The following is a 15,968-nucleotide window of genomic DNA, read 5'->3' as shown; positions in this document are numbered from 1 at the left end:
TGCCGCGGGGCCGTGGCTGTTGCTCTTCCCATTCCCTATTCCCTATTCCCCATTCCCGGCGCGCTCCGCGCGCCAACGGCTTCACCCTCCTCGAAGTGATCGCCGCGATCGCCCTGCTGGCGATCGCGTTCACCGTGTTGATGCGGGTGGCGGGCGGCTCGATCCGCCTGAGCGAGAATGCCGCCGACCACAGCGAGGCGGCGTTGTGGGCGCGCAGCCTGCTCGACACGGCGTTCACCAACGAGCCGGTGCGGCCGGGCAGCACGTCCGGGCGGTTCGACCAGCGCTTTCGCTGGCAGTTGAACGTGGCGCCGTGGCGTCCGGGCTCGACGCCGGCGCAGGCACCGCTGCAGCTCTATCAGCTCGATCTGGAAGTCAGCTGGGGTCCGGCGGTCCATCCGCAGGTGGCCCATTTCCGCACCCTGCGGCTGGCCGCGGCGGAGCCGGCGCAGGCGCAGCCATGAAGAAGCGCGCCGCCGGCTTCACCCTGCTGGAAATTCTCGCCGCGCTGGTGCTGCTGGCGCTGCTGCTGCTGGGCGTGTACTCGGGCATCGCCAGCGCCAGTCGCAGCGTGCGCTCGGGCACCGCCGCGATCGAGCGGATGGACCAGCTGCGCGCGGCGCAACAGTTCCTGCGTCGCGAACTGGCGCAAAGCCTGGCTGCGCCGATCAGCCGCACCGATCGTGGCGAGCCGGTCTATTTCCAGGGCGACGCGCACGAGATGCGTTATGTCGCGCCGCTGCCGGGCTACCTCGGCAAGCTCGGGCCGCAATTGCAGCAGTTGCAACTGGTCGACGACGGCGCCGGCGGCCTGCGCCTGGAGCTGCGCCTGGCCCTGCTGCCGCCCGATGGCGGCCCGCCGCAGGCGCTGGGTGAGCCGCAGGTGCTGTTCGACCACATTCGCGCAGGCGGCTTCCACTATCTGGGCACCGATGCCGACGGCAGCGCCTTGCCGTGGGCAGGCGAGTGGACGGCCGACCGCTCGCTGCCGCAAGTGGTGCGCATCGAGCTGCAGCCGCAGGGCCGCGCCAGCTGGCCGCGGCTGGACATCCCGCTGCGCATCGAACCGCTCGACGCCGGTGGGCCGTTGCGCATCCACGTACTGCGACGTACCCCGCCATGAGCGGCCGTCTGGAAAACGCGTCCAGCCAGCGCGGGGTCGCCCTGCTGCTGGTGCTGTGGGCGTGCACCTTGCTGGCGATCCTGCTCGGCGGTTACGCCGCGCTGGCGCGCACCGAGGGCTTGCAGGCGCGCTACCAGTTCGCCGGCACGCAGGCACATTACGCCGCGGAGGCCGGCCTGATGCGCGCGATCTACGGTCTGCAGGACCCGCGCATCAAGCAGCGCTGGATCGGCGACGGGCGGCCTTACCCGTTCACCTACGACCACGCCAGCGTGGTGGTGCGTGCGATCGACGAGGACGGCAAGGTCGATCTCAACAGCGCCACGCCGGAGGTGCTGCAAGGCCTGCTGCATGCCGCCGGCTTGCGGCCGCGCGAGGCCGGCGAACTGGTCCGCCACATCGTCGACTGGCGCAGCCCGCCCAGCCTCGCCGGTGAAGTGGACAGCCAGCGCGCCGCCTATGCCGCCGCCGGTCGCGACTACGGCCCGCGCCACGGCCCGTTCGTCACCGTGGAGGAGCTGCAACTGGTGCTGGGCATGACGCCGGCGCTGTACCGCCAGCTGGCGCCGGTGCTGACGATCTGGTCCGGCAGCCCCAGCCCCAACCCGAACACCGCGCCGCCGCTGGCGCTGGAGGCGATTCCCGGGATGACTCCGCAGCAACTGGCCGCGATCCGCGCCACCCGGGCGAAAAACGCCAGCGATCCGAGTCTGGCTCTCAACAACGGAACCACGCATAGTATCGAGTCCGTCGCCACCCTGGCCGACGGGACGAGCGCGGTGTTGCGCGCGACGATCCGCATGCAGCCGGGGCAGGCTGGCGAGAAGCCTTACGCCGTATTGCGCTGGCAGGAGGGAAAGTCCGAATGAGTACGGCGATGCCGTCGCTGCAGCCGGGTTGGGAGCGCGTTCGCCGCCAGTGGCGCGCCTCGCCGCTGCCGGGTTTTCTTGCCTGGTGGGGCGGCGAACTGCGCGCGCTGCTGCCGCCGCGCTGGCGCAGCTGGTTCGGCAGCGGCGCGGACTGGTACCTGCTGCAGGTCGAGGGCGAGACCTGGTCGCTGCGCCGGCGTGGCCATGCCGAGGTGCTGGCGCAGTGGAACGAGGCGGTCGAGGATCTGCCCGGGCGCAGCTTCGGCGCGGCGCTGGCACAGGTCGATCGCGAGGATCTGCGCGTCGCCCTGCTGCTGCCGTCCGCCCAGGTGCTGCGCCGCAGCCTGTCGTTGCCGCTGGCCGCGCGCGACAACCTGCACCAGGTGGTCGGTTTCGAGATGGATCGGCAGACCCCGTTCGGCGTGGCGCAGGTGTATTACGCCGTGCGCGAACTGAACGCGACGGCCGCCGGGCGCTGCCAGGTGGAACTGGTCGCGGCGGCCCGCGCCGGCGTCGATCCGCTGCTCGCGCGCCTGCGCACGCAGGGCATCGCGGTCGATGCGGTGGACGTGGCCGCGGCCGACGGTCGCCTCGGCGTGAACCTGTTGCCGCCGGAGCAGCGCCCGCGCCGCGCGCATCCGCGGCGACGGCTCAACCTGATCCTTGCTGCCGGCGTGGTGTTGCTGTTGCTGCTGGCCGGCCTCGAATGGCGGCACAACCGCGAGGTCGCGCTGGCCACCATGCAGGACCAGGTCGCCGCGATGCGCGGCGAGGCGGCGCAGGTCGCCTCGCTGCGCCAGCAACTGCAGGACAACGCCGGCGCCGCCGGTTTCCTCGCCCAACGCAAGAAGAACACCGTCGGCATGCTGGAGCTGCTGCGCGATGCCACCGCGCGCCTGCCCGATGGCACCTGGCTGGAGCGCCTGAGTGTCGATGCCACCGGCCAGATCGGCATGCAGGGGCAGAGTCAGCAGGCGGCCAAGCTGCTCGACGCCTTGAAGGATTCCAGCGTGATCACCGATGCCGGTTTCCAGGGCAGCATCCAGCCCGACGCCGCCACCGGCAAGGAGCGCTTCTACCTCACCGCGCGCATCAGGCAAGCCGCGGCGGCCAGGCCCGCGCCGACCGCCGGCAGCGGGGACACGCCATGACGCGCCCGACCCTCGCGCCGCGTGAACGCCGCATCGTTGCGGTGGCGCTGCTGCTGCTGGCGGTCGCGCTGGCCTACCTGGTGCTGCTGCACTGGTGGTTCGTCGCGCCGCTGCGGCAGATCCACGAGGAGATGGCGCACCTGCGCGACACGCACAGCCGCTACGCCGCCGCGATCGCGGAGAAGCCGGCGCTGCAGCGCCGGCTGGACGAGATGGGCGCGGGCCAGGCCGCCAGCGACGCGTTCCTCGCCGCCAGCGATCCGAACAATGCCGCCGCCGACCTGATGCAGCAGGTGGTGGACGTGGTCGGCCGCAACACCGGGCGCGGGCGCTGCGTGGTGAGCCAGAAGATGCCGTTGCCGACGCCGCCGACGTCGGCCGGCGAGCCGTATCGCAAGGCCGCCGTCAGCATCAGCCTGAGTTGCGACATCGAACCGCTGGCGGCGGTGCTGCAGGCGCTGGAGCAGGGCCGGCCGTACCTGTTCGTCGACGACCTCAGCATCTATCGCAACCCGGTCGCCGCACAGCGCGAGCAGGGCGCGCCGCTGGAAGTGCAGTTCACGCTCTCCGGTTACGTGCGCCCCTCGGCCGGCGCGCCGATGCCCGCCGATGCCGATGCCGGAGCCGCGCCATGAACGCCGCCCAGCAACGTCGACTCACTCCCGTGCTGGCCGGCGTGGCCGTGCTGTTGGGCGTGCTGCTGCTGATGCTGCTCGGCGGGGTCGGCCGCGCCATTCGCTGGACGGCGCCGCGCACGCTGTCGCCGCTGCCGCCGGCCGGCAGCGCCGACCTGCCGCAAGCCGTGCCGCTGCAGCAGTTCAGCGTGGTGTGGAGCAAGCCGCTGTTCAATCCCGACCGCAAGCCGGTGGCGCATGCCAGCGAGGGCGGCAGCAACCTGGGCGACCTGGAGCTGACCGGCATCATCATCACCCCCAGCCTGCGCATGGCGCTGCTGCACGACAAAAACGGCAACCACGAGATCCGCCTGCGCCAGGGCGAGAGCCTGCCCGACGGCAGCGTGACCCTGGTCGAGGTGCAACAGCGTTCGGCGGTGTTCGATTCGGCCGCCGGCCGCACCGAACTGAAACTGCCGGCCGGCGCGCCGATCGACCAGGTTCGCGGCGACGCCGCACCGGATCGCGACCGACCGCCGGCGGCGGGCGCCTCGATGCTGCACCCGCAGCCCGATGCCTCGGCGCGACCGCACTTCGAATCCGGTCCCGGGCCCGCCCGCTCGTCCATGGCGCCGGCCGCCTCGAACAGCCCATCCCGGTCGACGCTGGAACAACTGCGTCGCACCATCGAAAAACGTCGTGCGGAACGCGCTGCCGCGTCCCACGAAGGAGAGCACTGAACCCATGCCTCGCCGATTCCTCATGCGCACCGCGCGCACCGCCATCCTGGCCGCCGTGGTCGCACTCGCCGGCTGCGCCAGCCTCCCGCAGCCGCGCGACGACGGTGCGCTGCAACGCGAAGCGATGGCCGGCACGCACGCCCCGGTGCCCGCGCCGCTGCCGCTCAACCGCGACCTGGCCGCGCCCACCGCCGCGCCGCCGGCGGCCACCATCAGCGCCGGCAGCGGGCAGTTCGTGCGGCCCTCCGCGCTGGTCACGCCGCGCAAGAGCGCCACCGGCAAGGATGCGGTCACCTTCAACTTCGAGAACCAGCCGGTGCAGGCGGTGGTCAAGGCGATCCTCGGCGACCTGCTCAAGCAGAACTACACCATCGTGCCGGGCGTGGAGGGCAACATCTCCTTCTCCACCGCCGAGCCGGTCGAGCAGGAGCAGGCGCTGCCGATCCTGGAAACCCTGCTGGGCTGGACCCACAACGCGCTGGTCAAGCGCGCGGGCGGTTACGTGGTGTTGCCGGAGAAGGATGCCGTCGCCGGCAACCTGGTGCCCAGCCTCGGCGCGGCCGCGCCCGGCGGCGGCCTGCAGGCGCGGCTGTTCCCGCTGCGCTACATCTCCGCCACCGAGATGCAGAAGCTGGTCAAGCCGTTCGTGCGCAAGGATGCGGTGCTGCTGGTCGATCCCTCGCGCAACCTGATCGTGCTGGCCGGCACGCCACAGGAGCTGGCCGACGACGAGCGCATGATCCGCACCTTCGACGTGGACTGGTTGCGCGGCACCTCGGTGGGCGTGTTCAACCTGCAGTACGCCCGCGTCGCCGAGCTGATGCCCAAGCTGGATGCGTTGTTCGGCGAACACGGCAGCACGCCGCTGGCCGGCATGCTGCGCTTCATCCCGATCGAGCGCACCAATGCACTGGTGGTCATCAGCACCCAGCCCGACTACCTGCGCGAAGTGGGCGAGTGGGTCGCCAAGATCGATGCCGGCGGCGGCAACCAGCCGCAGCTGTTCGTCTACGACGTGCGCAATCTCAAGGCCTCCGACCTGGCCCGTTACCTGGCGCAGATCTACACCAACGGCGCCGGCAGCGGTGGCGACAACGGCGGCCAGGTCGGGCCGGGCCTGAGCAGCGGCACGCTGGGCAGCGCCGACAACGTCAACGCCAACCCGCTGGGCAGCACCGCCGGCAGCTTCGGCAACACCGGCACCGGCGCGGTCGGCGGCGGCGCGATGAACGGCGCCGGCAGCGGCGGCTTCAACAGCGGCGGCGAGAGTCGCGACGGCAGCGGCAACGGCCAGCCGGGCGCGATGTCCGGCGGCATGGCGACCAGCTTCGGCAACAGCGGCGGCAACGCGGAAACCAGCCAGCAATATGCCTCCAGCGACGGCAGCGTGCGGATCAGCTCGGTGGACAGCAACAACCAGTTGCTGATCCGCGCCCGCCCCTCGCAGTGGGAGGAGATCAAGCGCGCGATCGACAAGCTCGACAACGTGCCGCTGCAGGTGCAGATCGAGACGCGCATCCTGGAAGTCAGGCTCACCGGCGCGTTCCAGTTCGGCGTGCAGTGGTACCTGAAGGGTTTCGTCGGCAGCACCGTCGACAACAACGGCAACTTCATCCCCGGCTCCACCACCGCCAGCCAGTACGGCGCGCTGGGAGTGGGCGGGCCGGCGTACGGCGGCCAGCCGTTCTTCTACTCCTTCCTCAACTCCAACATGCAGGTCGCCGTGCGCGCGATGGAGACCAGCGGCAACACCAAGACGCTGTCGGCACCCTCGATGGTGGTGATGAACAACCAGGTCGGCGCGATCCAGGTGGGCGACAGCATTCCGATCAACCAGACCACGGTCAACACCGGTATCGGCACGGGCACCAGCTACAACTCGGTGGACTATCTCAACACCGGCGTCATCCTCAAGGTTCGCCCGCGGATCAATCCCGGCGGCCTGGTCTACATGGACGTCAGCCAGCAGGTCAGCCAGCGCGATTCCTCGCAGCAATTGGTCAACGGCAACCCGTCGATCTCGCAGCGCGCGCTGTCCACCCAGGTCGCGGTGCAGAGCGGCCAGACCGTGCTGCTCGGCGGCCTGATCCAGCAGGACGAGGGCGTCACCAACACCGGCATCCCCGGCCTCAACCGCATCCCCGTCATCGGCCGGTTGTTCGGCAACACCAACCGCAACCGCGACCGCACCGAACTGATCGTGCTGATCACCCCGCGCATCATCCGCAACAGCGACGAGGCCAAGCAGGTCACCGACGAGTACCAGGAGAAGTTCGAGTCGCTGGCGCCGCTGCGCCAGGGCGGCGAGGCGAGCGCCGCGAGCGTGACGCCGGTGGCTGCCGCACCCGCGCCGAGCTGGCCCGAGCAGTTGCAGCAACATGCCGAGCTTGCGCTGGGCAAGGCCGACTACGCGAACGCGGAGCGCCTCGCGATGCAGTCGTGGCAGCAGGGCACGCGCCAGGGCAGCCTGTGCGAGCGCAACTGGCAGGTGATCGCCCAGGTGCGCCAGCACAACCAGGATGCCGCCGGTGCGCAGACTGCACGCCAGAGCCAGCAAGCCTGCCGCCAGCCGTCGCCCTGAGAGCGTGTGAAAAAATCCCCCGCCTGCTGCGGACATCGCCGAACGCCCCTGGCGGGGGCCGCGCCGTTGAATCAGCCTGGGGCGGCCACGTCATCGAGCGACAGGACGGACAGGTAGCCTTTGGCGACCAGCACGTCCAGATCCACCGTGATTTCCCCTGGGTCGGTGGCCAAGGCCGCATCCGTCGGGACAACCCCGACCCAGCGGTTGCGGCCATCGCGTTTGGCCCGATACAGGCACTGATCGGCCAGGTTGACCACGTCCTCCCAGCCAAAGTTGTGCTTCGATGCGGCAAACACCGGGTACGAGGCAAAGCCGACCGAACATGTGCGGTGTATCGTCAAGCCGTTGCCGAGGTCGAAGGGATGATCGGCAACCATGGTGCGGATCCGGTCGGCAACGACGGGGCCGAAGGCATTGTTGGCGAAGCGCGCGACGATGAGGAACTCCTCGCCGCCCCAGCGTACCGGGGTGTCCGTCTCGCGCGTCGCCGCGACAAGAATGTCCCGCAGCTGCGCCAGGACGCGGTCGCCGGCAGCGTGCCCGTAGCGATCGTTGACCTCCTTGAAGTGGTCAAGATCCATCATCAGGAACAGCAGATTGATGTTGGCGTCGGCGTGATCGGCATAGCCCAGGGCGAGGTTCCGGTAGTTGCGCTGAACCGTGGCGATGTCCTTGTCGACATGGTCGATGACGTAACGCCGGTTTCTGAGTCCGGTCAGTGCATCCGTAATCGTCTGATCGACCAGCGCGGAGTTGGCGCACTCCAGCGCTTCGGTACGTTCCTCCACCAGCTTTGTGAGCGCCTGGTTTCGTCGACGTTGCGCAGACGCCAGCGCATGGCCCCTTTGGCGACAAGCAATAGCAGGGCGCACCACGTCAGGTAAGCCCACCAGCTGCGATACCAGGGCGGCAACACGCGAAAGCTGAAGTTTGCCTCGCTGCCGAGACCGCCATAGGCGTCGCGCGCGCGAACGCGGAAACGATAGGAGCCCTCGGGCAGGTTGGTGTAGTCACGATAAGTTTCGTTGGTCCACGCCGACCAAGTGTTATCCATGCCCTCGAGCATGACCTGGTAGCGCTCGGCAGCACCCATTTCGAAGTCGGGTTGCGCGTAGTCGAAGCGCAAGCTGTTCTCGCGCCAATCCAGCTCAGCGGGGGCAACCCTGCCGGCCCCGCCCCAGAGCAGTTTCCCGCCGTGCGTGGCGACGTTCCGCAGCAGCGTCGCGGCAGGTGTCGCGTAGTCTTTTTGCCTGTGGGGATCGTGGCGATAGAGACCGTCGTTCGTGCCCACCCAGATCACGCCATCCGGTTCCGACGTCAGGGCGAACACCGTCTTTCCCGACAACGCCTGCAAGGGGCGCTCCTGCCAGTGATAGCGGCCTTGGGCGTCGGCCACGGCGACACCCAGCGCCTTGAGGTGGCGGGCAGGGTCGACCGTGTACATCCACACGCTGCCGAACGCATCCTGCTCAAACTTCCAGACTTGCCGGGTGCCGGACCCGAACAACCCGGAGAAGCGTTCGTCCGGCACCAGCGCGCGCCCGCTCGCGTCGAGTTTTTGAATGCCTGAGGCCGTACCGAATCGGATGTCGCCGTTGACAAGGCCAAGAGTGACGAAACGAGGTTCCTCCGGATGGGTCACACTCGGCTGGAGCCTTTCCATCCGGGGTGATGTTGCTGGCCGCGCCTGTCCGGAGAGATCAAGCCTTGCCGCACCTTCATCCATGAAGCCGATCCACAAGGTGCCGGCGGCGTCCGCGAGCAGCGAATGGATTTCGCCCGCCACGACCTTGCCCTCGTCGACCAGCCTGCCCGATGCAAACCGCATCGACAGCAAACCGTCACGCTGGCCTGCCAGCAAACGGTCATCGTGCGGGGCAACGCGCGCCAGGGTGAAGGAAAACTCTCGCGAGAGTTGCCGCGCCGCACGGTTCCCATCGACCTCGAAAAGACCTTGCGCGCTGGCAACCAGCAAGGACCCATCCATGTCCAGCATGTCCCAGACCTGGCCATGGATGCCCGCAACCCGAGTGAACCGGGCCTTCGTCTCGTCGAGTCGGAACAGACCCTTGGCCGTGCCTGCGTACAAGGTGCGTCCATGGCGGTGGATCGCCATGACCGAACCGTCCAGGCCGCTCATGCGGGTGAAACGGGTCAGCGGCGAACCCACTTCGACCCGCGCCAGGCCATTGTCCAGCGCGAGCCAGAGCCCGGCGTCGCGATCCTGCATCATGCCGTAGACGGTGTCGCCAATGAGACCTTCCGCCATGCCGACACGGCCCACTTCGTCGCCCTGGCGGTCGAGCAGCATCACGCCACCCTGCAGCGTGGCAACGGCGAGCCGGCCATCGGCAAGCCACTGCGCGCCGTAGATCTGATCGGCTTTGAGCGCTTCGGCGTTGCGGGTGGACCAGGGACGGTAGGCATGCCCGTCGAAGATCGACCATCCGGCCTGCCGGCTTCCGATCAGGATGGACGCGGGTTTTCCCGCCTCGGCCCAGGGAACCATGGCGTAGATCCTGTCGGTCGCGAATCGCGCGCCGCCCTCGACCCGTTCCAGCCGACCGGCCACCAGCTTCTCCAGCCCCTGGTCCATTTGCTGGATGTACAACTGGTGATCCAGGTAATAGGCGAGGTGGAACTCGGTTTGTGCCTTCCACACCCGTACCTTGCCGGAGGCCAGATGGAACAGCCGGCTGCTGGTCGCAAAGTAGATTCCATCGTCGCCAGGCAGTACGTTCCACACGTCGGCGAAATCGCGATCCTCCGGCGGTATCCGATCGAGCAGCGACACGTAGTGCATGCGACCCGCGGCATCCGGCGCGAGATATCCGAAATCGCCAACGCAGCCGACGTAGACGCGTCCCCGCGCATCGGTGGCCAGTGAGCGCACCGTGCTCTGGCGGGGAACCGCGATGTGCCGCCACTGGGTGCCATCGAACTCCAGCACGCCATCGTCGCCATTCCCGACGTAGATGATTCCCCGTGCGTCCTGCACCACGGCCCAGTTCTGCGGGTAGCCGCCGTAGTCCTCGGGATTGAAGTTCTTCAGCAGCGGCATGCCGATCGGGCGTGCGGACAGAGGCGCGACATCAGGCGCCGGGGGCGCGGCCCAGGCGGCGGCTGCGAAAACCCAAAGGCCCCCAAACAGGCAACGCAGGAAGCGAAGGCGCCGCCCCTTGCTGGATGGTGGCATGGTGAACAATCGGGATACTCCTGGTTCCATGAAAACGTGTGGCGACCCATGAGCGGTTAGCCCAATCAGTACATCGGCCACCTGAAGCCACGCTTGAGGCCAGCTCGCGGGCAGTACCCTTGCTCTCGCGAATCCCGAATCCCGACGCGGGAGCATCGCTCGCGAGCGGCTCCTGGCTGTCCTGGTGGGGCGGGCCTTTATCATGCAGCGGATGACTGCGCCCGATTTCCCGATCCTCCCGTTGCTGCCCGAGATCCGCGCCGCGCTCGCGGCAAATCCGCGGCTGGTGCTGGAGGCGCCGCCCGGCGCCGGCAAGACCACTCAGGTGCCGCTGGCCCTGCTCGATGCGCCGTGGCTGGCCGGCCGCAGGATCGTGATGCTGGAACCGCGCCGTCTCGCCGCGCGCGCCGCCGCGCAGTTCATGGCGACGCAGCTCGGCGAGCCGGTCGGGCAGACGGTGGGCTACCGCATTCGCTTCGAGTCGAAGGTGAGCGCTGCCACCCGCGTCGAGGTGGTCACCGAAGGCATCCTCACCCGGCTGATCCAGGCCGATCCCGAACTGGCCGGCATCGGCGCGATCATCTTCGACGAGTTCCACGAGCGCCACCTGGCCGGCGACCTCGGCGCCGTGCTCGCGCTCGACGTGCAAGCCACCTTGCGGCCGGACCTGCGCCTGCTGCTGATGTCGGCCACGCTGGATGGCGAGCGCATCGCCGGCTGGCTCGACGCGCCGCGCCTTTCCAGCCCCGGGCGCAGCTTCCCGATACGCATCGAACATCCGCCGGCGCGCGCGCAGGAAAGCGCCGAGCAGCATCTCGCCCGCACCGTGCGCCAGGCGCTCGATGAAACCGACGGCGACGTGCTGGTCTTCCTGCCCGGTCGGCGCGAGATCGCGCGAACGCAGGCGCTGCTGGAGAGAATGCTCCCCTCCCCCTTCGGGGGAGGGGTTGGGGGAGAGGGTGCGGTCGGAGCCGAGCGCCCCGCTCCGCCCGTACCCTCTCCCGCCCCTAAAGGGGCACCCTCTCCCGGAGGGAGAGGGGAACAAATCGACATCGTGCCCCTGCACGGCGAGCTGTCCCTCACCGAGCAGCAATACGCCCTGGCCCCGGCCGAACCCGGCACGCGCCGCATCGTGCTGGCCACCAACGTGGCCGAATCGAGCATCACCTTGCCCGGCATCCGCGCGGTGGTCGACAGCGGCCTGGCGCGCGAGCCGCGCTTCGATCCGCACTCCGGCTTCACCCGGCTGGAGACGGTCACCATCTCGCAGGCCTCGGCCGATCAGCGCGCCGGCCGCGCCGGTCGCGTCGCGGCGGGCGTGGCGTATCGGCTGTGGCCGCAGAGCCGCCGGCTGGAGCGCAGCCGTGGCGCGGAGATCGCACAGGCGGAGCTGTCCGGCCTGGCGCTGGAGCTGGCGGCCTGGGGTGTCACGGCGGCGGATGGCGGCGACCTGGCCTGGCTCGACCCGCCGCCGCCCGGCGCGCTGGCCCAGGCGCGCGAACTGCTGCAGGCACTCGATGCGCTCGACCGCGACGCATGCATCACCGCGCTGGGTCGGCGCATGCTGGAGCTGGGCGCCAGCCCGCGGCTGGCCGCCGCGGCGCTGCGCGCGCCGCACGAACAACGCGCCGTGGTCGCCGACCTGCTGGCCCTGCTGGAGGCGCGCTCGCCGTTGCGCGGGGCGCAGGCGCGCAACGACGATCTGCGCGTGCGCGTGGCCGCCTTGCACGCTTGGCGCGACCGCCGCGGCGGCGCGCCGCGCGGCGAGGTCGACGCCGGCGCGCTGGCCGCGATCGAGCAGGCCAGCAAGGGCTGGCGCAGACGTCTGGACGTCCGAACCGCGGCCACCGGCGTACCCGACAGCCACGCCGTGGGCGACCTGCTGGCGCACGCCTTCCCCGACCGCGTCGCCCATCGCGATGGCGACGATCCGCGCCGCTACGTGCTGGCCAACGGCCGCGGCGCCCGCCTGCACGAACACACGGCGCTGCTCGGCGAACCCTGGCTGGTGGTGACCGACCTGCGGCTGGAGTCGCGCGACAGCCTGGTGTTCAGCGCCGCGCCGCTGGACCCGCGCACGCTGGAGCGCGACTTCCCCGCGCATTTCACCCGCGAACGCACGCTGCGCTGGAACGAGCAGCGCGGCGCGGCCGAGGCGTTCGAGGAAAGCCGCTTCGGCGCCATCGTGCTGAGCCGCCACAGCGTGCCGGTGCGCCCGGCCGATGCCTTGCCGGCCATGCTGGCGGCGATCCGCGCGCGCGGCCTGGACGCGCTGCCGTGGAGCGACCACGCCCGCCGCCTGCGCGCGCGCATGCAGGCCTTGCGCGCATGGCTGCCCGAGCGTGGGCTGCCCGACGTGTCCGACGCAAACCTGCTGGTCACGCTGGAACAGTGGCTGGCGCCGTACCTGCATGGCAAGCACCGACTCGACGCCCTGGGCGCGGAGGAGTTGTCGCAGGCGCTGGCGTCGCTGTTCGACCATTCGCAGCGCCAGCTGCTGGACGCCCAGGCACCGGAACAAGTCGTGGTGCCCAGCGGCCAGTCACGCCGCCTGGAATACGCCGGCGCCGACTCGCCGGTGCTGGCCGTGAAACTGCAGGAACTGTTCGGCCTGGCCGACACTCCGCGCGTCGGCGGCGGCCGCATCCCGGTCACCCTGCACCTGCTCTCCCCCGCCGGCCGCCCGATCCAGGTCACCCAGGACCTGCGCGGCTTCTGGGAACGCACCTACCCCGAGGTGAAAAAGGAACTCAAGGGCCGCTACCCCCGCCACCCCTGGCCCGACGATCCATGGACGGCGCAGGCCACGCATCGGGCCAAGCCGCGGGGAAGGTGAGGCCGGCCAGCAACAGCTCAATCATCCGCCCCTGCGGCCGATAGCCGGGAAGGGGGAGATTCCGCCGGTCGACATGGGCGGGGACCCTGCGGCCGTGCGCTTTTCATCTGGCGCGCGCATTCTGCTCCTGTAGCATCGAACACACTGGACCCCATGGCAGCGGAATTGCCACAGCTTATGGATCTCCACGAGCTCCATCCAACGCGAACGGATCGCCGGACCGGCGGTGCGTTCGAGCCCGTGGCTGTGGCAGCTTCGGGCTGGCGCCGCAGCGCCCTGTGGTGGAGCTTGCTCGCCTTGCTGGCGGGCCTGGCGCTGGCCTTCGCGGCCCACCTGCAACAGCAGCGGCGGCATCTCACCGAGCAGTCGCTGGTGCGTGGCGAGATGGCGGGCAAGACCTATGCAGCCCTGCTGAACCGCCTGCACGAGTCCGAATCGCTGCTGCGCGCGGTGCAGACGCTGTTCCTCTCCTCGGACGAAGTCAGCGAGACCGAGTTCACCAACTTCTACGACAACATGCGCCCGCACGTGCAGTTCCCCGGCCTGCTGGCGCTGGCCTACGCGCAGCGCGAGAGCGGTCCGCAGGGCGAGCATTTCATCACTAGCTGGGTGCAGCCGCGCAAGGGCAACGAGGCGGTGGTCAGCCTCGACGTCGCGGCGCAACCGAGCAACCTGGCTGGGCTGCTGGCGTCGCGCGACAGCGGCGAGGTGGCGTTGTCCGCGCCGTTCCGCCCGGTACAGCAGACCGGCGCCGGCGCACCGGACGGGTTCACCATGCGCCTGCCGGTGTTCAGCCCGGGCGACCCGCCGCGCACCATGGCGCAGCGCCGCGAGCGCATGCGCGGCTCGATCGCGGTGTCGTTCCGCATCAGCAAGCTGCTTGGCAACGTGCTGCAGCCGGACGTGGGGCGGCAGCTGCGGCTGACCTTGCACGACGTCACCGACCCGGCGCGCGCAGTGCCGATGTTCGATTCCGCGCCCGCGGCGGCGACCGGCGACGACTTCCGCTTCGAGCGCCGGCTCGCCTATGGCGGGCGCGTGCTGGACGTGGTGATGCGCTCGCGCCCGATGCGCCCGACGGCGTTCGACTGGAGCCAGTCGGCGCTGCCGGTGGGCGTGCTGGCCAGCGTGCTGCTGGCCATGCTGGTGTACTCCATGGTCAACACGCGGCAGCGCGCGCTGGAACTGGGCTGGCAGATGAGCCGGCGTTACCGCGAGAGCGAGGAGCGTTTTCGCGCGCTCAACGAGTTGTTGCCGGCGCTGGTGATGCTGGCCGATGCCGACGGCGGGCGCATCACCTACGCCAATCAGGCGTCGCGCAATCGCCTCGGCGACCGCATCATCGATCAGCGCCTGCCCGAACTGTTCGACGACGACGACCTGCACCGGCAACTGCAGGCGCGCGACACCAGCGGCTGCGGCCGGATGGAGGCGCAGTTGCGGGACGCCGGCGGCGAGCGCTTCTGGGCCAGCGTGGCGGTTTCGCGGGTGGAGCTGGGCGGCCACGCCAAGCTGCTGCTGGTGGCCAGTGACATCAGCGAGGAGCGCCAGCTCAACCAGTTGCTGAGCTACCAGGCCAGCCACGACGTGCTGACCGACCTGTACAACCGCCGCGAGTTCGAGCACCAGCTGCAGGCGCTGCTGGCGGCCGGGTCGTTCGCCTCGCCGGTCGCCGCCCTGCTGTACGTGGACCTGGATCAGTTCAAGCTGGTCAACGACACCTCCGGCCACCCCGCCGGCGACCAGCTGCTCACCCAGCTGGCGATCGTGATGCGCCGGCAGCTGGGCACGGGCGACGTGCTGGCGCGGCTCGGCGGCGACGAGTTCGGCGTGCTGCTGACCGGCGTGGCCGACCGCGAGGAGGCCGAGCGCAGCGCCGAGCGCATCCGTCGCTGCATCGACGGCTACGTGTTCATCTGGGAGCAGACCAGCTACATGGTCAGCGCCAGCATCGGCGGGGTGGTGATCGACCACTCCGGCGTGTCGGCCCGCGACCTGCTCGCCCAGGCCGACACCGCCTGCTACATGGCCAAGGAGATGGGCCGCAACCGCGCGCATTTCTACTCCGGGCGCGACGACCAGACCGTGCGCCGGCGCAGCGAGATGGACTGGGCCAACCGCCTGCGCTGGGCGATCGACGAGCGCCGCCTGCAGCTGGCCTACCAGGAGGTGTGGCCGCTGCCGCCCGGCAGTGGCCGGCCGGGCATCGAGATGCTGCTGCGCTTCCGCGAGGAATCAGGCGAACTGATACTGCCCGGCGTGTTCGTGCCGGCGGCCGAGCGCTACGGACTGATGCCGCTGGTCGATCGCTGGGTGATCGAGACCACGCTGGCGAATTTCGACCGGCTGCATCCGGACGGCAGCGCGATGGAGATGGTGGCGATCAATCTCTCCGGCGCCAGCATCGAGGACACCGCCCTGGTCGAGGACATCATCGACTGGTTGCGCCGCTACCGCGTGGAGCCCGCGCAGGTGTGCTTCGAGATCACCGAGACGGTGGCCGCGCGCAGCCTCTCGGCGGTGGCGCGCTGCATGGCGCAGCTGCGCGCCGCCGGCTGCCGCATCGCGCTGGACGACTTCGGCGCCGGCATGTCCTCGTTCACCTATTTGAAGCACCTGCCGCTGGACATCATCAAGATCGACGGCAGTTTCGTGCGCGACATGCTGACCGATCCGGTCAGCCACCTGATGGTCAAGGCGGTCACCGACATCGGCCACCGGCTGGGGCTGGAAGTGGTCGCCGAGTGGGTCACCGACACGCCCACCGTGCAGGCGCTGACCGCGCTGGGCGTGAATCGCGTGCAGGGCTTCGGCCTGCACCGGCCGGAGCTGGCGCTGTTCCAGCGCGAGTGAGG

General features: G+C 69.8%; 11 protein-coding genes. 9 read left to right on the top strand and 2 right to left on the bottom strand.

The annotated features are described in order from the left end of the window. Positions 1-44 precede the first annotated feature (44 nt). From ACVCMC_RS10620 to gspD, 7 genes are read left to right on the top strand one after another with little or no spacing between them, the layout of a single operon-like run. Entirely contained in the window at positions 45-464 is a 420-nt protein-coding gene (locus ACVCMC_RS10620) for a prepilin-type N-terminal cleavage/methylation domain-containing protein (RefSeq protein WP_395121333.1), read from the top strand. After that, positions 461-1,123, top strand: coding sequence for a prepilin-type N-terminal cleavage/methylation domain-containing protein (locus ACVCMC_RS10615; RefSeq protein WP_395116336.1), 663 nt, complete (start codon positions 461-463; stop codon positions 1,121-1,123). The genes ACVCMC_RS10620 and ACVCMC_RS10615 overlap by 4 nt, the downstream gene beginning before the upstream one ends. After that, positions 1,120-1,992 (top strand): general secretion pathway protein GspK, encoded by an 873-nt coding sequence (locus ACVCMC_RS10610; protein WP_447097245.1) that lies wholly within the window; start codon positions 1,120-1,122, stop codon positions 1,990-1,992. The genes ACVCMC_RS10615 and ACVCMC_RS10610 overlap by 4 nt, the downstream gene beginning before the upstream one ends. Beyond that, positions 1,989-3,143 carry a type II secretion system protein GspL gene (locus tag ACVCMC_RS10605; protein ID WP_447097244.1) on the top strand — a complete coding sequence of 385 codons (1,155 nt, stop codon included), beginning with the start codon at positions 1,989-1,991 and terminating at the stop codon, positions 3,141-3,143. The genes ACVCMC_RS10610 and ACVCMC_RS10605 overlap by 4 nt, the downstream gene beginning before the upstream one ends. Beyond that, complete coding sequence (gene gspM / locus ACVCMC_RS10600; RefSeq protein WP_447097243.1) at positions 3,140-3,778, top strand: type II secretion system protein GspM; 639 nt, start codon at positions 3,140-3,142, stop codon at positions 3,776-3,778. Before ACVCMC_RS10605 ends, gspM begins: the two co-directional genes overlap by 4 nt. Continuing rightward, positions 3,775-4,497 carry a hypothetical protein gene (locus ACVCMC_RS10595; RefSeq protein WP_395116344.1) on the top strand — a complete coding sequence of 241 codons (723 nt, stop codon included), beginning with the start codon at positions 3,775-3,777 and terminating at the stop codon, positions 4,495-4,497. Before gspM ends, ACVCMC_RS10595 begins: the two co-directional genes overlap by 4 nt. A 4-nt stretch (positions 4,498-4,501) precedes the next feature. Continuing rightward, the gene (gene gspD, locus ACVCMC_RS10590) at positions 4,502-7,078 is read left to right on the top strand and encodes a type II secretion system secretin GspD (RefSeq protein ID WP_447097242.1); all 2,577 of its coding nucleotides are present in this window, start codon (positions 4,502-4,504) and stop codon (positions 7,076-7,078) included. A 71-nt stretch (positions 7,079-7,149) separates the two neighbouring features. Here gspD and ACVCMC_RS10585 read toward each other — a convergent pair whose 3' ends face one another. Both ACVCMC_RS10585 and ACVCMC_RS10580 read right to left on the bottom strand, forming a co-directional pair. Beyond that, positions 7,150-7,869, bottom strand: a complete 720-nt coding sequence (locus tag ACVCMC_RS10585; RefSeq protein WP_447097241.1) for a GGDEF domain-containing protein — start codon at positions 7,867-7,869, stop codon at positions 7,150-7,152. Next, positions 7,797-10,142: a ligand-binding sensor domain-containing protein gene (locus ACVCMC_RS10580; RefSeq protein WP_447097240.1), complete on the bottom strand. Its 2,346-nt coding sequence runs from the start codon at positions 10,140-10,142 to the stop codon at positions 7,797-7,799. Before ACVCMC_RS10580 ends, ACVCMC_RS10585 begins: the two co-directional genes overlap by 73 nt. 346 nt (positions 10,143-10,488) lie before the next feature. On the opposite strand from ACVCMC_RS10580, the gene hrpB reads away from it, so the two are divergent. Together hrpB and ACVCMC_RS10570 are read left to right on the top strand one after the other, a co-directional pair. Then, on the top strand, positions 10,489-13,113 hold the full coding sequence (hrpB, locus tag ACVCMC_RS10575) for an ATP-dependent helicase HrpB (protein WP_447099487.1): 2,625 nt from the start codon (positions 10,489-10,491) through the stop codon (positions 13,111-13,113). A gap of 240 nt (positions 13,114-13,353) precedes the next feature. Continuing rightward, complete coding sequence (locus ACVCMC_RS10570) at positions 13,354-15,966, top strand: bifunctional diguanylate cyclase/phosphodiesterase (protein ID WP_447097239.1); 2,613 nt, start codon at positions 13,354-13,356, stop codon at positions 15,964-15,966. Positions 15,967-15,968: the final 2 nt, after the last annotated feature.

It is taken from the genome of Rhodanobacter sp. UC4452_H20 (assembly GCF_052978205.1).
Note: the sequence above shows the minus strand (reverse complement) of the source record. Positions and strands in the feature narration are given on the sequence as shown.